The 20,491-nt window shown below is 62.9% G+C and carries 17 protein-coding genes and 2 tRNA genes; 7 read left to right on the top strand and 12 right to left on the bottom strand.

Annotated elements, in window-relative coordinates:
- Window positions 1–97 precede the first annotated feature (97 nt).
- Both tig and AC3WQS_RS16650 read right to left on the bottom strand, forming a co-directional pair.
- Window positions 98–1,471: a trigger factor gene (gene tig, locus AC3WQS_RS16655; RefSeq protein WP_492711525.1), complete on the bottom strand. Its 1,374-nt coding sequence runs from the start codon at window positions 1,469–1,471 to the stop codon at window positions 98–100.
- 148 nt (window positions 1,472–1,619) lie between these two features.
- A tRNA-Pro gene (locus AC3WQS_RS16650) sits at window positions 1,620–1,693 on the bottom strand.
- Between the two features lie 399 nt (window positions 1,694–2,092).
- Between AC3WQS_RS16650 and AC3WQS_RS16645 the strand changes: the two genes are divergently transcribed.
- Window positions 2,093–2,166 (top strand) — tRNA-Gly (locus tag AC3WQS_RS16645).
- 193 nt (window positions 2,167–2,359) lie between these two features.
- Complete coding sequence (locus AC3WQS_RS16640; protein WP_050768698.1) at window positions 2,360–3,154, top strand: hypothetical protein; 795 nt, start codon at window positions 2,360–2,362, stop codon at window positions 3,152–3,154.
- Here AC3WQS_RS16640 and AC3WQS_RS16635 read toward each other — a convergent pair.
- Window positions 3,151–3,948: a DNA-formamidopyrimidine glycosylase family protein gene (locus AC3WQS_RS16635; protein WP_133727569.1), complete on the bottom strand. Its 798-nt coding sequence runs from the start codon at window positions 3,946–3,948 to the stop codon at window positions 3,151–3,153. The two genes, AC3WQS_RS16640 and AC3WQS_RS16635, sit on opposite strands and share 4 nt — an antisense overlap.
- A gap of 15 nt (window positions 3,949–3,963) precedes the next feature.
- The gene (locus tag AC3WQS_RS16630; RefSeq protein WP_003944571.1) at window positions 3,964–4,437 is read right to left on the bottom strand and encodes a ribose-5-phosphate isomerase; all 474 of its coding nucleotides are present in this window, start codon (window positions 4,435–4,437) and stop codon (window positions 3,964–3,966) included.
- Between the two features lie 100 nt (window positions 4,438–4,537).
- Between AC3WQS_RS16630 and AC3WQS_RS16625 the strand changes: the two genes are divergently transcribed.
- On the top strand, window positions 4,538–5,416 hold the full coding sequence (locus tag AC3WQS_RS16625; protein ID WP_041815041.1) for a M48 family metallopeptidase: 879 nt from the start codon (window positions 4,538–4,540) through the stop codon (window positions 5,414–5,416).
- On the opposite strand, the gene AC3WQS_RS16620 is transcribed toward AC3WQS_RS16625, so the two are convergent.
- Window positions 5,404–6,027: a DsbA family oxidoreductase gene (locus AC3WQS_RS16620; RefSeq protein ID WP_003944541.1), complete on the bottom strand. Its 624-nt coding sequence runs from the start codon at window positions 6,025–6,027 to the stop codon at window positions 5,404–5,406. The genes AC3WQS_RS16625 and AC3WQS_RS16620 overlap by 13 nt on opposite strands.
- Window positions 6,028–6,193: 166 nt before the next feature.
- Between AC3WQS_RS16620 and AC3WQS_RS16615 the strand changes: the two genes are divergently transcribed.
- Window positions 6,194–7,429 carry an NAD(P)/FAD-dependent oxidoreductase gene (locus AC3WQS_RS16615; RefSeq protein WP_019749090.1) on the top strand — a complete coding sequence of 412 codons (1,236 nt, stop codon included), beginning with the start codon at window positions 6,194–6,196 and terminating at the stop codon, window positions 7,427–7,429.
- Between the two features lie 65 nt (window positions 7,430–7,494).
- On the top strand, window positions 7,495–10,074 hold the full coding sequence (pepN, locus tag AC3WQS_RS16610) for an aminopeptidase N (protein WP_492711526.1): 2,580 nt from the start codon (window positions 7,495–7,497) through the stop codon (window positions 10,072–10,074).
- A gap of 29 nt (window positions 10,075–10,103) precedes the next feature.
- Here pepN and AC3WQS_RS16605 read toward each other — a convergent pair whose 3' ends face one another.
- From AC3WQS_RS16605 to AC3WQS_RS16595, 3 genes are all read right to left on the bottom strand, one after another.
- Window positions 10,104–10,583, bottom strand: coding sequence for a DUF5130 domain-containing protein (locus tag AC3WQS_RS16605; RefSeq protein ID WP_019749092.1), 480 nt, complete (start codon window positions 10,581–10,583; stop codon window positions 10,104–10,106).
- On the bottom strand, window positions 10,570–10,833 hold the full coding sequence (ctaJ, locus tag AC3WQS_RS16600) for an aa3-type cytochrome oxidase subunit CtaJ (RefSeq protein WP_007730943.1): 264 nt from the start codon (window positions 10,831–10,833) through the stop codon (window positions 10,570–10,572). Before ctaJ ends, AC3WQS_RS16605 begins: the two co-directional genes overlap by 14 nt.
- A gap of 146 nt (window positions 10,834–10,979) precedes the next feature.
- A complete protein-coding gene (locus AC3WQS_RS16595; protein WP_020908239.1) occupies window positions 10,980–11,678 on the bottom strand; it encodes an HNH endonuclease in 699 nt (232 codons plus the stop codon).
- A gap of 182 nt (window positions 11,679–11,860) precedes the next feature.
- On the opposite strand from AC3WQS_RS16595, the gene AC3WQS_RS16590 reads away from it, so the two are divergent.
- A complete protein-coding gene (locus AC3WQS_RS16590) occupies window positions 11,861–12,268 on the top strand; it encodes a globin (RefSeq protein ID WP_003944464.1) in 408 nt (135 codons plus the stop codon).
- A gap of 4 nt (window positions 12,269–12,272) precedes the next feature.
- Here AC3WQS_RS16590 and AC3WQS_RS16585 read toward each other — a convergent pair whose 3' ends face one another.
- Complete coding sequence (locus tag AC3WQS_RS16585; protein ID WP_021344735.1) at window positions 12,273–12,707, bottom strand: cupin domain-containing protein; 435 nt, start codon at window positions 12,705–12,707, stop codon at window positions 12,273–12,275.
- Window positions 12,708–12,870: 163 nt separating this feature from the next.
- Between AC3WQS_RS16585 and AC3WQS_RS16580 the strand changes: the two genes are divergently transcribed.
- Entirely contained in the window at window positions 12,871–14,469 is a 1,599-nt protein-coding gene (locus AC3WQS_RS16580) for a glycoside hydrolase family 13 protein (protein WP_492711528.1), read from the top strand.
- 66 nt (window positions 14,470–14,535) lie between these two features.
- Here the strand turns inward: AC3WQS_RS16580 and AC3WQS_RS16575 are convergent, their stop codons facing one another.
- Genes AC3WQS_RS16575 through AC3WQS_RS16565 form a run of 3 tightly spaced genes read right to left on the bottom strand, consistent with a single transcriptional unit; the run spans window position 14,536 to window position 20,478 of the window.
- Entirely contained in the window at window positions 14,536–15,222 is a 687-nt protein-coding gene (locus tag AC3WQS_RS16575) for a DUF8010 domain-containing protein (RefSeq protein ID WP_428690578.1), read from the bottom strand.
- Window positions 15,215–15,634 (bottom strand): acyl-CoA thioesterase, encoded by a 420-nt coding sequence (locus AC3WQS_RS16570; protein WP_003944573.1) that lies wholly within the window; start codon window positions 15,632–15,634, stop codon window positions 15,215–15,217. Before AC3WQS_RS16570 ends, AC3WQS_RS16575 begins: the two co-directional genes overlap by 8 nt.
- Window positions 15,631–20,478 (bottom strand): NAD-glutamate dehydrogenase, encoded by a 4,848-nt coding sequence (locus AC3WQS_RS16565; RefSeq protein ID WP_492711529.1) that lies wholly within the window; start codon window positions 20,476–20,478, stop codon window positions 15,631–15,633. Before AC3WQS_RS16565 ends, AC3WQS_RS16570 begins: the two co-directional genes overlap by 4 nt.
- Window positions 20,479–20,491: the final 13 nt, after the last annotated feature.

Raw genomic sequence — 20,491 nt, 5'->3', positions numbered from 1 at the left:
GGGGGGCGGCACCGGGTCCCTGTTCCCCCCCTACTTCGCTCAAAGCGGAAAACTCAGTGCAGTCGATCGTGGTGAAAACACCCGTCCGCCTGCGTTTTTACTTGTCTTCGCTCTCGGCGGAATCAGACGCATCCGCTTCGGTTTCGTCCTCGCTGCTGCCGAACAGTTCAGCGGTGTCGACAACGGCGCCGGAGGTGTCCTTGACACCGGCCGACTCGACGACGGACGCGAGAGCCTTGCCACGACGGACGTCTGCGAAGACGGCGCCGAGCTGGTTGGCCTGCTGGATCTGCTGGATGAACTGCTCAGGAGCCATGCCGTAACGCTGCGCCTGGAACAGGATGCGCTCGGTGAGCTCGTCCTGACCGACGGTGACGTTGCCCGCATCGGCGATCGAGTCGAGCAAGAGCTGCGTCTTGACGGAGCGCTCAGCGGCTTCCTGGGCATCCTTGTCGAATTCTTCGCGGCTGCTGCCCTGCTCTTCGAGGAGCTTGTTCAGTGCCTCTTCGTCGTGATCGAGACCGTGAACGGCGTCATGCAGTGCAGCATCGACCTCAGCCTTGACGACGGCTTCCGGCAACGGAACCTCGACCGTCTCGAGCAGCTGCTCGAGAACCTTGTCGCGGATCTGACCGGCCTGCTCGACCTTGCGGACGCGTGCGACGCGCTCGCGGAGGTCAGCCTTCAGTTCTTCCAGGGTGTCGAACTCGCTGGCGAGCTGAGCGAACTCGTCGTCCTCAGCCGGAAGCTCGCGCTCCTTGACCGTCTGCACGGTCACGGTGACAACAGCTTCCTTGCCCGCGTACTCGCCGGCGACCAGCGTCGACGTGAAGTCCTTGGACTCCCCCGCTTTGAGGCCGATGATGGCTTCGTCGAGGCCCTCGATGAGCTGGCCCGATCCGACCTCGTGCGACAGTCCGCTAGCGGTTGCCTCGGCAACGTTCTCGCCGTCGACGGTGGCCGACAGGTCGATGGAGACGAAGTCGCCGTCCTCGACTGGGCGGTCGACGCCGGTGAGGGTGCCGAAACGCTGACGCAGCGAAAGCAACTGCTCTTCGATGGCTTCGTCGGTGATCTCGATCGGATCGACCTCGACGTTGATGGAGCTGAAGTCAGGGAGCTCGATCTCGGGGCGCACGTCGACCTCGGCGGTGAACTCGAGGAGCTCGCCGTCCTCGATCTTGGTGACCTCGATCTCGGGCTGGCCGATGGCCTTCACGCCGGCGCTGGTGACAGCCTCGGAGTAACGCGACGGCAGAGCGTCGTTGACGACCTGCTCAAGCACAGCGCCGCGACCGACACGTGCTTCGAGGAGGCGAGCCGGAGCCTTGCCGGGACGGAAGCCGGGGAGACGAATCTGCTGCGCGAGGGCCTTGTAGGCCTTGTCGAAATCAGACTTGAGTTCCGCGAAGGGCACCTCAACGTTGATACGGACTCGCGTCGGGCTGAGCTGCTCGACGGTGCTCTTCACGAAACTTCGCTCCTTCGTCTGGTCTTGCTCACAACTTGTGTTGAATCGGTACTGCTGTGTGTTCGGTACTGCGGGTGTTCGGTACTGCTGTCTGGCGCGGCACTTCACTCCCGGACTTACTGGAGGTGAAGTGCCATGTACGTACTTGTCGGGATGACAGGATTTGAACCTGCGACCCTCCGCTCCCAAAGCGGATGCGCTACCAAGCTGCGCTACATCCCGTTTCCGATCACATGAAACACACGATACGGCCATCCGAGGCCACAAAGACAACGGGCCACAAAGGCAGCCACCATCGGTGACCGCGCACAACCCTATCGCGCTCACTACTCTCTCACGAACCCGACCGTCGTTTGTACACGGCCCGCCTGTCCGACCCCGTCAGTATGTCATCCGACCGCCGCCACATACAGCCTTGGCTGAACGAAACGTGATGACAGCCGGAATTAGAAGCCGGGCCGCAAGGCAAGACACCCCGACTCGCCGGGCATTTCGGCAATTCCCCAGGTGAACGACGGTATCGAACTTCTCCAACCCCCCGATTATGAAATCCGGTGGGGCATTGGGTACAGTTTCGTATCGCAGACGACGAACACGGCGATCCCGAGTTGTCGTATGCACGGGGATGTAGCTCAATGGTAGAGCCTCAGTCTTCCAAACTGATCACGCGGGTTCGATTCCCGTCATCCCCTCCATGAGGAGGGAAACTCCACAAAAATCCGCATCGGCCTGGCCGGTGCGGATTTTTTGTGTTCAGACTTTGTGCACTCAGGCCACTCCCCTGTGGTCCGTATCCTGGAGTTGTCCGGATCGATTCTGCTCGGGAGGCCACTCGTGACCACGATTCTTCTCATACTCGTCGTTCTGGCCGTAGTCGTATTTCTGGTCATGAAAAGCCAGCAACGCGGTTCCGGCCACAGCGCAACACAACTCGACGACGCGAAAGCCGATGCCAGGCAGGCGATCGAACGCCTCGGCGGTCAGGTCTACAACCTGACCGGCAGTGACGACGCGTCGCGCCAAGCCCTCGCCGACGCGGCCGAACGGTACAACGCCGCAGGCTCGCAGATCGATCAGGCCGCAACGCCGGTGCAGGCACGTCTCGCGAAACAGACTGCGCTGGAAGGGCTTTACTACATCCGCGCGGCGCGGGTGGCAATGGGCATGGATCCGGGACCGGAAGTTCCTTCCATCGACGGACAGAAGGCTGCGGGTTCGGTCACCGAAGACCGTGAGGTCGAATTCGAGGGCCGCAAGGTCGCGGCATCACCCAATCCGTCGTCGCACACACCCAACTACTACCCCGGTGGCCGAGTCGCCGGACGCCCGGTCCCGGCCGGCTGGTACTCCGAACCCTGGTGGAAGCCTGCCCTCGTCGCCGGCGCCTGGGGTCTGGGTTCGATGATGCTGTTCTCGACCATGTTCTCCGGCATGGCCGGGGTTCCTTACGGCGCAGAAGCTTTCGCGCAGGGTGGCGATACGGGAGCCGGCGACTCGGGAGACCAGGGTGACTCGGGAGATCAGGGCGACTCGGGAGATCAGGGTATGGACGCCGGTGACTCCGGCGCGGATCAAGGAAGTGTCGACAACACCGATTTCACCGCAGACGGTGGAGGCAGCGACTACGGGGACTTCGGAGGCGGCGATTTCGGCGGCGGAGACTTCGGCGGCTTCGACTTCTAAACCGACTGGCACACCGGGCACCAGAACAGGTTTCGCGCCTCCATGACGGAATGCAGGATCGGTGTGCCGCACACGCGGCACGGCGATCCTGCTCTTCGGTAAACGTAAGTCCGCGGACGATCCTTCGCGTACGCCGGATCACCGTTGTCGTGCTCGGCGCGAACGACGTGCATCTTCCCGCGCCTGACACCAACCTTCATCAATTCGACAAGATCTGCCCACATGGCAGTCCATTCGTCGTGAGAGATGAGATTCCCCGGTCGTTCAGGGCTGATTCCGTGACGAAAGAGAAGTTCGGCGCGATAGACGTTGCCGACACCCGCCAGGACCGCTTGATCCATGAGCAGCGCGCCGATCGCCTTCTTGGACTTGGAGATTCGCACCCATGCCTGGTGTGGATCCGCGCCGCGGCGCAGTGGGTCCGGCCCGAGTCTGGCCGCGATCGCGGCGACCTGAGGCGGCAGTAGGACTTCGCAGGCGGTGGGACCACGAAGGTCGGTGCCGAAATCGGCACCGACCATTCGCATCCGGACCTGGCCTACCGGTTCTTCCATCGGCAGGGCGGAGTCGGTGAACTTTCCGTACAGCCCGAGGTGTACGTGAACTGTCAATCCGTTGTCATAGGTGTGCCAGAGGTGCTTCCCCCAGGCATCCGAGGACGTGAGTACGTGTCCGTCCACCAGACGCGCGTCCTCGGCGAATCTGCCTTGCGGGCTGAGGACGCGGACCGGTGAACCGACGAACTTGCGGGCATGCAACCGTGCCAGTCGATGCAGGGTATGACCTTCAGGCACGGAACAACTTTCGGATCAGGCTTGCGGCAGAGCCGGTGCGACGCCGGTCTTCTCGTACTCGGACAAGATGTCGATACGACGCTGATGACGCTCTTCACCCGACCATGCGGTGGCGAGGAAAGCGTCGACGATGGCGAGTGATTCCTCGAGGGAATGCATACGTCCACCGATGCCGATCAGCTGAGCGTTGTTGTGCTCGCGGGCCAGCTTCGCCGTTTCGACGCTCCAAGCGAGAGCGCACCGTGCGCCGGGAACCTTGTTCGCGGCGATCTGCTCACCGTTGCCACTGCCACCCAGGACGATTCCCAGGCTGCCCTCGTCGGCAACGACGCGCTTTGCGGCTTCGATGCAGAATGCCGGGTAGTCGTCCACGGCGTCGTACTCGTGAGCACCACAGTCGATAGCCTCGTGGCCGTTCGCTTTCAGGTGTTCGATGATCTCGTTCTTACGTTCGAATCCGGCATGGTCGGCACCCAGGTATACGCGCATGGCGACAATTCTCTCAGGCCCGACCAGCCGGGCGCACCCGGGTCGACGTCACACTTTCAGGAACACGCATCGCCGCGCGAGCGCACCTATCGTGGTGCCCATGTACCCCGTCAACGGCCAGGCCGCTGCACCCGCCGTTCGTGTGTCACCAGGCAGTGACGCGGTTCGCCACCCGTGGGAAATCCCGCTACTCGTGCTCGCCGTTCTGACGACAGTCGTCACCTATGTGGTGGCGATCGTTCTGATCGCTGCGGGTGATCTGTCGACGTGGATCCTCGTGGTGCTCGCGGCTCCGATCCTGCTGTTCCTCGCGCGAGGTCAGCTGTACGGATCGCAGCAGGTCAACGGAATCAAGATGACGCCTTCGCAATTTCCCGAGGGGTATCGGCTGGTCGCCGAGGCTGCGGCACGATTCGGCATGAAAACTCCGCCGGATGCCTACGTCGTGCTGGGGAACGGACGGATCAATGCATTTGCGTCAGGGCACGGATTTCGGCGTTTCGTCGTCGTCTACAGCGACCTGTTCGAGGTCGGTGGGCAGGCCCGCGAGCCCGATGCGCTCGCATTCATCATCGGTCACGAGGTCGGCCACATCGCTGCTGGGCATGCGTCGTACTGGCGCCAGTGGGGACAGTTCGCGTCGAACTACATTCCGGTGATCGGGTCTTCGCTGTCGCGTTCCATGGAGTACACGGCAGACAACTTCGGTTTTCACATGCGCCCACAGGGCGCACCGGGCGCAATGGGTGTCCTCGGCGCCGGAAAGTATCTCGTGGGTCTGGTCGGGTTCGACGAACTCGCCGATCGCGCGACACTCGAATCCGGTTTCTTCCCGTGGTTCGTCAACATCTTGTCGTCGCATCCGGTGCTGACCTGGCGTGCGGCCGCGCTTCGCAACCGCACGCACTCAGGACATCTGTTCTTCCGGCCCGGTCAGCTCTACCGAAATCCGGCGCTCACTACCGCTCAGTCGAACTGAGGATCCTCGTTGCGGGTCCGCTTGAGCTCGAAGAAGTGCGGGTAGCCGGCCAGCGCGACGGCGCCGTCCCACACCTTGCCTGCATCCTCGCCGCGCGGGATACGTGACAGCACGGGACCGAAGAACGCCACGCCGTTGACATGGATCGTCGGGGTTCCGACGTCGGGTCCGACGGCGTCCATGCCCTTGTGGTGGCTCTCACGCAGTGCCTCGTCGTACTTGTCGGTGTCGGCAGCCTCGGCCAGTTCGGGCGGCAGTCCGACCTCGGCGAGCGACGACTTGATGACGTCGGCGAAGTCCTTGTTGCCCTCGTTGTGAATCTTCGTACCCATGGCCGTGTACAGCGGCAGCAGGATCTCGTCACCCTTCAGCTGCGCTGCAGCGATAGCGACGCGGACCGGGCCCCAGGCCTTGGTCATCATCTCGCGATACTCGTCGGGGAGGTCGCGGCCCTCGTTGAGAACCGCAAGGCTCATCACGTGGAACTTGGCCTCGATGTCGCGTACCTGCTGGGCCTCGAGAATCCAGCGCGAGGTGATCCAGCACCACGGGCAGAGCGGGTCGAACCAGAAGTCAGCAGTGTCCGTGGTCTTACTCGAGGTTGCGCTCACGAAGAAACTCCCTATCAGTTCATGTCGGTCAGGTTCTGTCAGTTCGGGGACATACTCCCGTTCTGCCAACAATCATGAACCCGCAATCCTTCCCGCGCTTTCCCCCGAACCACCTTCCGATCGCAGTAGTGTCGAAAAGAAACGAGTACGAAGGAGTGGTTCAGTAATGAGCACCAACCGGAGATTCGTGATCGTCGGCGGCGGGCTCGCGGGCGCAAAGATCGCAGAAGCCCTGCGTGACAGAGATTTCGACGGTGAGATCACCGTATTGAGCGAAGAAGACCACCTTCCGTACGAGCGGCCGCCGCTGTCGAAAGAGTTCTTCGCAGGCAAGAAGACACTCCCCGAATTCACCGTCCACGACGGCGAGTGGTTCCGCGACCATCACATCGATCTTCGTCCGGGAACGACGGCAACGGCCATCGACCCCGCTGCGCACACCGTGTCACTTCCGGACGGTTCCACGATCAGCTACGACAAGCTCGCCTTGGCCACCGGCTCACGTTCGCGGCGCCTCGACATCCCGGGGTCCGACGCCGAGGGCGTTCACTACGTGCGAACAGTCGATCAAGCCGCTGCGCTACTGCGCACCCTGGCCGCCGACAAGAAACTCGTCGTGATCGGTGCCGGCTGGATCGGTCTCGAAATTGCCGCGTCGGCTCGCGGTTTCGACGTCGACGTCACCGTGCTCGAACATGCCGGCCTTCCGCTCGAATCGACCCTGGGCCCGGAAATGGGTGAGGTCTTCGCCGCTCTGCACCGCCAGAACGGCGTCGACTTGCGCACTGGCACGGACGTCAGCGCAATCTCTGTCGACGGCGATCACGCCGCCGGCGTCACTTTGAGCGACGGCACCGTGATTCCGGCCGACGCCGTGTTGATTGCTGTCGGCGCGTTGCCGAACACCGAGTTGGCGTCGGAGGCGGGTATCGACGTCGACAACGGAGTTCTCGTCGACGCCGGTCTGCAGAGCAGCGACCCCGACATCGTTGCAGTAGGCGACATCGCGGCCGCACAGCATCCGATTCTGAATGCACGAATTCGGGTGGAGCACTGGGCAAACGCACTCAACCAACCCGAGACGGCCGCAGACACCATGTTGGGTCGGCCCGCCGAGTACGTGCGCATGCCGTATTTCTTCACCGATCAGTACGACCTCGGGATGGAATACGTGGGTCACGCACCGCACGGCGGCTACTCCCGTGTCGTCACTCGCGGCGACGTCGACAAGCGCGAGTTCCTGGCCTTCTGGCTCGATTCCGCGAACAAGGTGCTCGCCGGCATGAACGTGAACATCTGGGATGCCGGTGACGCCATCAAGGAATTGGTCGCCTCTTCGCGTCCTGTCGATCCGGAGCGGCTGGCCGATCCGGAGATTCCGCTGGCAGAAGTGTCCGCTTGAGTAAAGCCGTTCTCTTCGTGATGGGATGGACGTAATAGATCCGCACCATCTACGAGGAGATCTTTGTGGTCGCACCGAACCTGACACGCGAAACCGCAGCGCAACGGTCAGCAATCCTGACCGTCGAGAACTATCTGATCGAACTCGATCTCACCGACGGCAACGACGCACCCGGCGAGGAGACGTTCTCTTCGAAGACCACCGTCACGTTCACGGCTACGGCCGGAGCAAGCAGCTTCATCGACATCGTCGCGGCCCGAGTCCATTCCGCGGTCCTCAACGGCACCGCACTCGACGTCTCCGACTACGACGAGTCGACGGGCATCAGCCTTCCCGACCTCGCTGCCGACAACGAGTTGGTCATCGAGGCCGATTGCATCTACTCCCACACCGGCGAGGGACTGCACCGATTCGTCGACCCGACCGATGACGCCGTCTACCTCTACTCACAGTTCGAGACGGCTGACGCCAAGCGCATGTTCGCGTGCTTCGATCAGCCCGATCTGAAGGCCACGTTCGACATCCACGTCACCGCTCCCACGTCGTGGAAGGTCATCTCCAACTCCGCGGTCGTCGAGACCCTTGCCGCCGATCCCGGCAAGCACGTTTTCCGGACCACCCCGAAGATGAGCACGTACCTGGTGGCGCTCATCGCCGGTCCCTACGCGCAGTGGACCGACAACTACTCCGACGAGCACGGCGACATCCCGCTCGGAATCTTCTGCCGCGCTTCGCTGGCCGAGTTCATGGACGAGGAGCGGCTCTTCACCGAGACCAAGCAGGGATTCGACTTCTACCACCGCAACTTCGGTGTTCCCTATGCCTTCGGCAAGTACGACCAGCTCTTCGTCCCCGAATTCAATGCGGGCGCGATGGAGAATGCCGGCGCCGTGACCTTCCTCGAGGACTACGTCTTCCGGTCCAAGGTGACCCGCTACTCCTACGAGCGTCGTGCCGAAACGGTGCTGCACGAAATGGCGCACATGTGGTTCGGCGACCTCGTCACGATGGCGTGGTGGGACGACCTGTGGCTCAACGAGTCGTTCGCGACCTTCGCTTCGGTCCTGTGCCAGACCGAGGCCACGGAGTACACGAACGCCTGGACGACGTTCGCCAACGTCGAGAAGTCGTGGGCATACCGCCAGGATCAGTTGCCGTCGACGCACCCGATTGCCGCGGACATTCCGGACCTGGCTGCCGTCGAGGTCAACTTCGACGGCATCACCTACGCGAAGGGCGCCAGCGTCCTCAAGCAGTTGGTCGCATACGTCGGACTCGAGCCGTTCCTCGCCGGACTGCGTGAGTACTTCCGTGAGCATGCATTCGGAAACGCAACATTCGACGATCTGCTGGGCTCACTCGAAAAGTCCTCGGGCCGTGACCTTTCCGACTGGGGTCGACAGTGGCTCAAGACCACCGGTTTGAACATCCTGCGCCCCGACTTCGATGTCGACGCAGACGGAAAGTTCACCCGCTTCGCCGTCCTGCAGGACGGTGCGGCACCAGGCGCCGGCGAGCGGCGAATCCACCGGATCGCCATCGGCATCTACGACGACGTCGACGGCAAGTTGGTACGAAGCCATCGCGTCGAACTCGACCTCGATGCTGTGGAAAGCACGGATGTCCCCGAACTTGTCGGCGTCGCCCGCGGTGCACTCGTGTTGGTCAACGACGACGATCTCACCTACGGCTCCGTGCGACTCGATCCCGAATCCTTGGCGACGGCGATCGAGCGGGTCGGCGACATCACCGACTCACTCCCCCGCACTCTAGTCTGGTCGGCGGCGTGGGAAATGACCCGTCAGGCCGAACTGAAGGCACGCGACTTCGTCGCACTGGTCGAGCGCGGCATCAGTTCAGAGACCGAAGTCGGTGTGGTGCAACGTCTCTTGCTCCAAGCCCAAACCGCCATCGGCTCCTACGCAGATCCGGCCTGGGCCGAGGCCGAAGGCGCGGCGAGCTTCGCCAATCGGTTGCTCGAACTCGCACGTGAGGCAGAGGCCGGGTCCGACCACCAGCTGGCATTCGTCAACGCACTCACCGGTGCAGCACTCTCCCCGTGGCACACCGAGGTACTGCGCGAATTGCTCGACGCCGATCCCTCCACCGTTGGGCTCGACGGCCTGATCGTCGACACGGACCTGCGCTGGCGCATCGTCGGGGCACTGGCAGCTGCCGGTGAGATCGACGCTGAAGGAACCGCGACTCCGTTCATCGACGCCGAAGCCCAGCGTGACCCGACCGCTGCGGGCGCTCGTCAAGCCGCGGCGGCCGGGGCCGGACGTCCGCAGGCCGCTGTCAAGGAAGAGGTCTGGGGGAAGGTCGTCGGCGACGACTCGGTGCCCAACATCACCGCACGATCGATCATCGGCGGGTTCGCTCGCGAAGGCCAGGACGAATTGCTCGAACCCTTCGTCTCCCGCTACTTCGCCGACATCGCGGCGGTGTGGGAACGACGCTCGAGCGAAGTGGCACAGACCGTCGTCATCGGGCTCTACCCGGCGTGGTCGATCTCCGCAGAATCCGTCGCGGCGGCAGACCGATTCCTCGAAGGCGACATCCCTCCCGCGTTACGTCGTCTGGTCGTCGAAGGCCAGGCTGGTGTGGTTCGTTCACTCGCAGCACGAAAGTTCGACGCGAGCTGACATGCGAAAGGCCGGTGTCTGACAAACAGTTACGGCGCTGAAATTGCGGCTGCCATAACGCGGATGGCACTGATCAGTCCGTCGATCAGGTTGCCTTCACTGAAGGATGCAACAGCTGCCGTTGCTCCGAGCTGGGTAACGCGATCAGTGACCCGATCGGCGATTGCCCGCCCGCTGCGTACCTCGACGGTGCGCTGGTTGGGCGAGACGGCGATCAGCACGGAACGCTCGGCTTCGGGCGTGGTCGGGAACAGTGCGTCTGCACCCGCTGCCGGATCAGAACCGAGATCACCGATGTAGGCGTTGAATCGCACCTTGGTGGCCCGCGTCGCTTCGGTCATCGCGACGTCGAGCGCGACCAGATCCATGGTCTCGAACGGAAGATCGTCGGTGAACGGCTCGCCGATGCGGTGCACACCGGAAACGCGTCCGCTGGACGTGACGACGCTGCCGACGGGCAGGTCCTCGGGCGCTACTGCGAGCGCGGTCGAATGATCACCACTTGCCACTTGCGGACCCTCCGATCAGATCAGCCGAACCGGCTTCGATTGCGTGTGCACTGCCGTGATGGCCACCGCGGACGGTGACTTCGTCGACAGCACTCCACAGCACGGGAGCGTGATCCCACGACTCACCGAGATGGAACGCCGGCGGAACCGGTCCCGGCGTCTTCTTCCCGAGGAAGGACGCAGCCGCGAAGAACGCGGTGATCAAGGCCGGAATCCCAACGTATATCAGTACTACCTCGAGAATGCTCACACCAGATAACGTAGCCCAGAACGCCAGGAAGGAAAGCGTCAGGGCCACAAATTCTCGGGCAATTTCGTTTCGGTGACGACAGAACGCCGCTCAGGCTGCGCCCACGCCGACACATAGCTCAGGCTGCGCCCACGCCGACACATAGCTCAGGCTGCGCCCACGCCGAGATACGGCATCCACGCCGGATGCAATTCCTTGGTCGCCGCGAGCAGACGCCAATGCGGACCGGACGGGGGAACCAATTCCGCACGGAGAGTCCATCCGAGTTCGCTGAGCATCTTGTCGGCCTTGCGGTGATTGCAGGGGGCACAGCACGCGACGCAGTTCTCCCACGAATGCCCGCCACCTCTGCTGCGAGGAACGACGTGGTCGATGGTTTCGGCTTTGGCTCCGCAGTACGCACATCGGAAGTGGTCACGATGCATCAGTGCGGCACGAGTCATGGGGATGCGGGCGCGATACGGAACGCGCACGTAGGTGCGCAATCGAATGACCGAGGGAACCTGCACCGACCAGTCCGCAGAATGGACTACCGGGCCCTGTTCGTCCTCGTGGACGGTATCGGCCTTGCCGCAGGCCATCAGTACGACCGCGCGCCTGGCAGGAAGGGCGGTCAGCGGTTCGTACGTGACGTTGAGCAGTAGCACCCGACGTTTTACCCACTCGGGCACAACGCGATCGGGGGGGAACATCTCGAGATGAGAATGCTCTTCGGAAAAGAGTGGGTCAGCAGTGTGCGCGAACCCGTCAGGAACAACTTCCAGAACAGCCCCTAACGCGTGGTCGTTCCGCGCGCTAGTGGGCTGGAGTTGTCGGTGATTGCGTGCAGCATGTCGGTTCTTCATACGACCTCCGGGAGACTGCCCCCAAGTTGACCACGGATGATCGCGTTACGCACTCCCATTTCGAACAAAATTGCCAGGACGGCCGGTGAATTTCCGGTGAATGGGTACGCATTCCGACCCGATGCAACCGTCGTCGACCCGGAAACCGACCACTACCGCCGTCAGGCACAATGGAACTTGCCATGAATGACGTACAGCACGACGTGCAGCAGACCTTCTACGACGCCGTCGGCGGAGCCGAGACGTTTCACAAGCTCACCGCGCGATTCTACGAAGAAGTCGCGAAGGACGAGGTTGTGCGCCCGCTCTACCCCGAGGCCGATCTCGGCCCGGCCGAGCGGCGGATGCGGATGTTCCTCGAGCAGTACTGGGGCGGGCCGCACACGTACTCGGAGGAGCGTGGGCACCCGCGTCTGCGGATGCGCCACAATCCTTTCGTGATCGGCCCGATCGAGCGTGATGCGTGGCTTCGGTGCATGCACGTCGCAATCGCGTCCATCGACGAGAAGACCCTGAGCCCGGTGCACCGCAAGCAGTTGATCGACTACATGGAGATGGCTGCTGCGTCCATGGTGAACTCCGCCATCTGACCGTTTACTTCGCCTTCGGCCTGAACACACGCGCGATCCGGCGGGCTGCCCGTACCCCGAACGACACCGTGGGATGCAGGGGAGAACTCAAGATTGCGTGCTTGCGCACGTACTCTTCGACCTCCCACTCCGACCAGCTGCCCGCACGGAACAGTGCGGCATCGCCGACGCCCAGGGTTCGTTTCGCGATTCCGTCGCCCTGAACGGTGACCGACCCTTCGATGATGTGCACGATTTCGTCCGCATGGAAGTACCAGCGGAAGCGCCCCTTCGTGCAATCCCAGACGTGCGTAGTCGTGGTCCCGTCTTTACTCGCCGACCATTGCGCCGACCGTGCAACCGGTGTGCCGAAGATTATCCAGTCACGGTTGATCGGATCATCGTCGAGCAGTACGTGATCCAAACTGACCGCTTCGATTGCCGACAAAGTCAAGGCCAAGCCCCCTTGGTTGAATTCTCGATACTTCTCCCCCGGCAGTAACACCAAAGTTGCCACATGGAGTCACCGCGTGAATGCAAAGTACACCAAGGCTAGGTAAAGAGTCACGCTTTTGCCGTGTCCAAGTCGTGAGAGTGCCAGACGTTTGGCACTATGAACTGCTGTGAGCACCCCCGCGGATTCGTCCTCTGTAAGCCGGCCCGAAGCCCCGTGGTGGAACGAGGCGGTCTTCTATCAGATCTATCCGCGTTCCTTTGCCGATTCGGGCAGTGACGGTATCGGCGACCTCGGCGGAGTCGAGGAGAAACTCGGCTACCTCGAACTGCTCGGCATCGACGCGATCTGGTTGAGCCCGGTGATGAAGTCACCGATGGCAGACCACGGCTACGACGTCTCGGATCCTCGCGACATCGATCCCCTGTTCGGTGATCTGGCGACGATGGATTCGCTGATCACGTCAGCCCACGAGCGCGGAATCAAGGTCACCATGGACCTGGTCCCGAACCACACGAGTGATCAGCACGAGTGGTTCAAGGCAGCCCTGGCGTCGGCGCCCGGTTCTGCGGAGCGATCCCGCTACATCTTCCGAGACGGCAAAGGTGAAAAAGGCAACGAACCGCCGAACAACTGGCCGAGCATCTTCGGCGGCCCGGCATGGACCCGCGTCACCGAAGCCGACGGAACACCCGGCCAGTGGTACCTGCACATCTTCGCCAAGGAACAGCCGGACCTGAACTGGAACAACCCCGAGGTCTTCGACGACCTCGCCAAGACTCTGCGCTTCTGGCTCGAGCGCGGAATCGACGGATTCCGCATCGACGTAGCCCACGGAATGGCCAAGCCCGACGGTTTGCCGGACCACGACTGGGAGCTCAACGAGCTCATGCGCAATTCCGACGACGACCCGCGGTTCAACAATCCGGCAGTTCACGAAATCCACCGCGGCATCCGCAAGGTCATGGACGAGTTCCCGGAGGCGATGACCGTCGGCGAGATCTGGGTGAAGGACAACCAGAAGTTCGGCGAATACATCCGGCCAGACGAACTGCATCTCGGATTCAACTTCCGGCTTGCAGAAACCGAATTCTCCGCCGAGTCCGTCCGAGAGGCCGTGGAGAACTCCCTCGCGGCCGTCGCCGAGGTCGGGGGTGTGCCCACGTGGACACTGTCGAATCACGACGTCGAACGTGAAGTCACGCGCTACGGCGGGGGCGAGATCGGAACGCAACGCGCACGGGCGATGATCCTCGTCGAGTTGGCGCTTCCGGGCGCGAGCTTCATCTACAACGGAGCCGAACTCGGCCTGCCGAACGTCGACCTGCCCGACGATGCACTACAGGACCCGGTCTGGGAACGATCCGGACATGCCGAGCGAGGACGCGACGGCTGTCGAGTGCCCCTTCCCTGGGAAGGAACCGAGCCGCCTTTCGGATTCACCACCGGTGCGAGTACCTGGCTGCCGATGCCGGCCGAGTGGTCGACGCTCACCGTGGAGGCTCAGATCGAGGACGTCGACTCGATGCTCTCGCTGTATCGCGCCGCCCTCGAACTTCGTAGCGCCAGGCCGGAGTTTTCCGGCACCGACATCGATTGGTACGGCAGTCCCCCCGGCTGCCTCGCTTTCCGTCGACGCGGCGGTCTGATCTGTGCTCTCAACACCACGGAGGTGCCGATCGCACTGCCGAGCGGGCAGCTGCTGTTGAGCAGCGCACCACTCGTCGACGGTCAGTTGCCCGTCAACGCTGCGGCGTGGCTGATCTGACCGAACACTCTCGCACGTCGTCAGGCGGCGGCCCCATCGCGCTGGTGGTGGCCGTCGCCTGAACTCCTACCGCGCAACCATCAGCGGTATCGAACCACCGCGGTGACGGTAGATCGAACCAAACCGTGCATCGAGGCGCACCCACGATCTACTCGCCCGCACCCGAACCAGTTCCGACGCGTCGATCTGTTCGAGATCGATGTCCGCAGTCATCGCTTCGGATCCGGCGTGCGGAACGAATCCCATTGCGGTCAAGGCAAAAATAACTCGCATCGAGATCCCGACCGTGCCTGACGGACCACTGACCTCGAGCACGTCCTGATCGAGCAACGACGCCGGCGGCCCGTGACTACTTCCATGCTCGAGCGCCAAGGCGTTGCCCCGCTGCGCCAGTTCGATCAACACCCGGGCGGGTACGTCGTCCAGGTGCTCGAAGCCGTCCATCGGCGGCAACGCCCCACGCCACGCCGAATCCATGGCGAACCCCGGATCGATCAGCTCACCTGTTGCCTGCTCCACCGCCGAGAGCAACTGATCGCCGGCAGCCGACGTGTCGTCAGGGTTGACGGTGCCCGCCACGGTTCGCGTCGCCAGAGCGTCGAAACCCGTTGACGCCCAAACGCTCAGGTGCGCATCGCCGCGTCGACGCATTCGGATGACCGCGGACTCGTCCAAACGCAAGGCGTGACCGATGAAGCCGGCCAAGTTCTTTCGCTCGGCCTCCTCGGGCACGGTCAGGACACGTTCATGCACGTTGCCAGCTCTCCAAGTACTCCCGCTCGGGCCCGCTGAGGCGGCGCAGACGTTGAGTGTCGATATCGAAGGCCGCGATCTGAGTCGATGCCACGATGGACGGCGGGACGCTGAGATCGGCGCCGCGGGGGCGAACCTCGTACGCGATGGTGAAGTCCACCGCGCGAACCTTTTCCACCCACATGAAGACATCGAGCGGTGAATCGTCGTGCCGCAGTTGCCCGCGGTACCGCACATGGAGATCGGCAATCACAGCCCCGTCACGCAGGGTGACCGTCGGGCGCGAGTCTTCGAACAACCAAGGAATCCTCGCCTCTTCGAGCAACGTCACCATCCGTGCGTGGTTGATGTGCTGGAAGGCATCCATGTCGGACCACCGAACCACAACTTCGGCGTGGAATCCTTCGCTCAACGTCCTACCTCCGATCGGGTGCCCATGCTGCGCACCATGCTACGAACCTGACGCGCCGCCACCGAGAGCGTCGCGAGGTCAAGCGTCCCAGACTCGAAGATCTCGACGAGAGCTGCCCTCGCTCGGCTCAGCCGCGAGGCGTTGGTCGATTCCCATTCGTCGATCTTCTCCTGCGGCGACTCCCCCGGCTCGCCGCCGGCCAGAACCTCCATCGTCAGCTGCCGCAGCGAACTGTAGAGGTCGTCTCGCAACGCGAGCCGAGCAAGCGAGTGCCAGCGATCGCCGCGCTCGAGTCCCGAGACCGCGCTCAGCAGCCAGTCGATTCCCAGATGCGCGTCCAAGGCGTAGTACAGCTCCGCGACTTCGGTGATGTCGTGATCTGCGATGTCGGCGATATCCGCGATGTCGAGCAGGCAGTAGACGTCGAGCAGTCGGAACACGTCCAGCGCCAACGCTTCCGGAGCCCCGCGATCGATCACGGATTGAGCGCGCACGAGCAGATCGTCGAGCTGGTGGCCGGCGAGCAGCCCCGGAACCAGCGGCGCCGTCGCCCGATACGCTGCCGAGTAGCGCGCAACTTCGGCGCCGACCGCGATCGGCTGGGGCCGATTGGCCAGGAACCACCGCGACGCGCGGTCGAGCAAGCGGCATGACTCCACGATCAGCTCGTTTTCGATCTCTGCACTGACGCCGGCCGAGCGGATTCGCGACCACACCTCGTCGAGCGCAAAGACCTCTCGCACAGCGGCGTAGGCACGGATCGAGTCGGTACTGCTCGCTCCGGTCTCCTCGGCCAAGCGGTAGGCGTACGTGATTCCGCCGTTGTCGATCACTTCGTTCACGAGCATCGTCGCGACGATCTGCCGCCGCAACGGGTGTGCCTTGATCTCTGTTTCGAACCGATCGCGAACAGCGGTCGGGAAGTACTGCGGGATCTGCTGGGCGAAGAAATCGTTGTCCGGCAACTCGGTTGCGAGCAGATCGTCCTTGAGTGAAAGCTTCACGTGCGCCGTCAGCGTCGCCAATTCCGGCGACGTCAGACCCACACCGGCCTCGAGTCGACGCTCGATCTCCTTGTCGGTCGGCAACGCCTCGAGCTTGCGGTCAAGGCCACGTGCCTTGGTCAGATCCGTCAACTGACGGCGGTGAACACCGAGCATCTGCGGCGCCGTCACGCGGGAGATTCCGAGCAGCGCATTCTGGGCGATGTTGTCCGCCAACACCAGCGCCGCCACGTCGTCGGTCATCGACGCCAGCAACGGATTCCGTTCTTGCGTCGGCAGTAACTGCGAACGCACGAGCGAATCGAGAAGGATCTTGATGTTCACTTCGTGATCGGAGCAGTCGACCCCGGCCGAGTTGTCGATGGCGTCGGTGTTGATGTGACCGCCGTTGGCGCTGAACTCGATTCGTCCCAGAGCAGTCACGCCGAGGTTGCCGCCCTCACCGATCACCTTGACCCGCAGGTCTTGACCGTCGACTCGCACCGCGTCGTTGCTCTTGTCTCCGACCTGCGCGTTCGTCTCGGTCGAAGCCTTGACGTATGTACCGATTCCGCCGTTCCACAGCAGATCCACCGGTGCCGACAGAATCGCCTGCATCAATTCCGGCGGCGAGAGCTTCGTGACCCCCTCGGCCAGACCCAGTGCGATCCTGACGCTTTCGGCGATCGGAACCGACTTGACCGTGCGGTCCCAGACGCCGCCACCTTCACTGATCAGGCTCTTGTCGTAGTCGGCCCATGACGACCGTGGCAACTCGAAAAGTCGTTGACGTTCGACGAACGAGCTCGCTGCATCCGGGTTCGGATCGAGGAAGATGTGTCGATGGTCGAAAGCGCCCACCAGACGAATGTGCCGACTGAGGAGCATTCCGTTGCCGAACACGTCTCCGCTCATGTCGCCGACGCCTACCGTCGTGAAATCCTGCGTCTGCGTGTCGACCCCGAGTTCGCGGAAGTGCCGCTTGACGCTTTCCCAGGCGCCGCGAGCGGTGATTCCCATGCCCTTGTGGTCGTATCCCACGGAGCCACCGGAGGCAAACGCGTCGCCGAGCCAGAAGTCGTACTTGGCGGCAACCGAATTCGCGAGATCCGAGAACGTCGCCGTGCCCTTGTCCGCGGCGACCACCAGGTAGCGATCCTGATCGTCCTTGCGCACCACTCGATCCGGCGTCACAACTTCGCCGGTGGCCGCGTGCACGTTGTCGGTGATGTCGAGCAATCCGGAGATGAACGTGGTGTAGCAGGCTTTGCCGGTTTCCAGCGTCGCCGTTCGATCAGCGGCCGGATCACCCGTCGGCAGAGGCGGATTCTTCACGACGAAGCCGCCCTTGGCGCCGACCGGCACGATCACCGCGTTCTTGACGGCCTGAGCCTTCACCAAGCCGAGCACCTCGGTGCGGAAATCCTCGCGCCGGTCGGACCAGCGGAGTCCGCCGCGCGCGACTGCGCCGAATCGCAGGTGGACGCCTTCGACCTCGGGTGAGTACACGTAGATCTCGAAAGCCGGCCGCGGCTTGGGCAACTCGCTGATCCGTGAGGGATCGAGCTTGACCGACAGGTAGTCGCGAGAGCGGCCATCGGCGTCGACGACGTAGAAATTGGTACGCAAGGTCGCCTTCACCAAGGAGAACATTCCACGCAGAATGCGATCGGCATCCAAGCTGAGTACCTCGTCGATGGACGCACGCAACTGCTCGTCCAATTCGGCGACGCGAATGTCGTCCTGTTTCTCGGGGTCGAACATCGCCTCGAACAACTGCACCAATGCAAACGCGGTCTGCGGGTGCGTTAGCGCGATTCCTTCGATGTGGAACTGACTGTACGGAAATGTGGCCTGGCGCAAATACTTTGCGTAAGCACGCAACACCACGGCTTGCCGCCAGGACATTCCGGCCCGCAGCACCAACTCGTTGAATCGGTCAGCTTCTGCCCGGCCGAACCAGACTGCACCGAATGCAGCCGTGAATCGCTTCTGGACCTCGGTCAGCGGGGCGGTACTGGTCTCGAGTGGCACCTGCGCATCGAGGTCGGTCTCGACCGACGCCCGAAGATCCGCCGGTACCGACAATCCGAAATCGTAGATCCAGCACTGAACGCCGTCGAGTCGCTGCACGACGTGCGGTCGCTCGTCGAGAACTTCGACGCCGAGTGACTGCAGCACGGGGAGCACCTGACTCAACGAGATACCGTCGCCGCCGACGAAGAGCGTGAAGCGCCAGGCACCGGGCGCGGAGTCCACAGCGCGATAGAGCAGTACGTCGATCGCGCCTGGCGCCAACGCCTCGAGCCTGGCGATGTCGGCCAGCGCGCGTGACGGTTCGAAGTCCTCCTTGTATCCATCGGGAAGCACCCGCGAATACCGTTGCACCAGTTCCGGATCCACACCCGGAATGTCGCGAACAAGGTCGTTGATGCGGTCGTCCCAGCTACGACTGACTTCGGTCAGCAGGGCCTGAACTCGCTCGCGGTTGGCCTCGGAGACATCCAGATGAACCGGCTCACTGTCCGGATCGCGCCGGATCGTCACGTGCAACAGCGCAAGATCGTTCTCGGTAACCCGGGCGGTGTAATCAACTGTGCCTGGGCCGAATTCGCGCCACAACAGGTTTTGCATCGCCAGTCGCACCCGCGTCGTATACCGGTCGCGAGGCAGATACACCAAGCAGGATACGAACCGTCCGAACGTGTCCTCGCGGACGAAGAGTCGCACCTGTCGACGCAGCCCGATGCTGTGCACGGCGTGGACGGTCTCGAACAAGGTCTCGGCATCGCTCGAGAACAACTCGGTGCGCGGGAAAGACTGGATGACCTCGAGCATCGCCTGCCCGGAGTACGAATGCAGGTCGACACCGGCACGCGCGATGACTTCGCGGACGCGTCGCTCGATCAGAGGAATCGCGAGGACGTTCTCGTGGAGTGCGACCACGGTGAACACACCCAGGAATCTGTGCTCCCCCACGATGTTTCCCTCGTCGTCGAGGATCGAGACACCCACGAAGTACGGGTAGACAGCGCGGTGCACCGTGGCGGGGAACGATCCCTGCGTCAGGACCAGAAGCGGTCGATCCGGGAGATCTGCAACTGGAGGCAAACTCATCGGGCCTTCGGTGACCGCGTCGGAGCGCAGCACGCCGAGCCCGCTGCCGGCGACCGTGCGTGAGCCGTCCTTCGTGCCCTCGAATCGCCGGTATCCGAGTACGGCGTAGTTTCCGTCCGCCATCCACCGGAGCAGCCGAGCGGTATCGGAGAATTCTTCGGGGGTGATCCTCCCGGAGGCAGTTTCTGCAGCACTCTCCAACTCGTCGGCAACGCGCAGTTGCAGTGCCTTCATGTCCGGGGTGTCACCAACCACCTGGCGGACGTCCGCGAGCACTTTGCCGAGGTGGGCTTCGATCGCGTCGAGATCGGAATCCTCGACTTCGGAGTCCAACTGGACGTGCATCCAGGATTCTTGGATACCGCTGTCGCCCAAGGAAATCAGATTGCCCGCGTTGTCGCGTTCAACCGTCAGGATCGGATGGGCGAATTGACTGATTCCCACGCCTTGTCGGTTGAGCATCGCGGTAACGGACTCGACGAGCAACGACATGTCGTCGGTGACGATCTGGACGGCAGCGCCGAGACCCTCGGATCCTGACGGGCGGTACACACGCCATACGGCCGTGCCTGGCGTCCGCTGCCTCCCGAGCGCGAGATGCGCGAGCAGGACTCGATCCGATCGACCGTTGATGACGTCGTCGCTGTCACCCTCGTCGATGTGCGTGAAAAAGGCCTCGCGAAGACGCGTCAACAACGTCGCTTCGTCGAGGCCTGTGCCCTGCTGCCGTACACGGTCTGTCATTCCTGGCTCACAT

The sequence above is a fragment of the Rhodococcus sp. FW305-130 genome, from assembly GCF_058788335.1.
This window is presented reverse-complemented; position numbering and strand designations above follow the sequence as displayed.

What these genes read in the sequence shown, in the direction of transcription:
- AC3WQS_RS16640 (WP_050768698.1), top strand. Translation starts at nt 2,360, where the DNA reads ATGAAAAGCCAGCAACGCGGTTCCGGCCACAGCGCAACACAACTCGAC.
- AC3WQS_RS16630 (WP_003944571.1), bottom strand. Translation starts at nt 4,437, where the DNA reads ATGCGCGTATACCTGGGTGCCGACCATGCCGGATTCGAACGTAAGAAC.
- AC3WQS_RS16625 (WP_041815041.1), top strand. Translation starts at nt 4,538, where the DNA reads ATGTACCCCGTCAACGGCCAGGCCGCTGCACCCGCCGTTCGTGTGTCA.
- AC3WQS_RS16615 (WP_019749090.1), top strand. Translation starts at nt 6,194, where the DNA reads ATGAGCACCAACCGGAGATTCGTGATCGTCGGCGGCGGGCTCGCGGGC.
- AC3WQS_RS16595 (WP_020908239.1), bottom strand. Translation starts at nt 11,678, where the DNA reads ATGAAGAACCGACATGCTGCACGCAATCACCGACAACTCCAGCCCACT.
- AC3WQS_RS16590 (WP_003944464.1), top strand. Translation starts at nt 11,861, where the DNA reads ATGAATGACGTACAGCACGACGTGCAGCAGACCTTCTACGACGCCGTC.
- AC3WQS_RS16565 (WP_492711529.1), bottom strand. Translation starts at nt 20,478, where the DNA reads ATGACAGACCGTGTACGGCAGCAGGGCACAGGCCTCGACGAAGCGACG.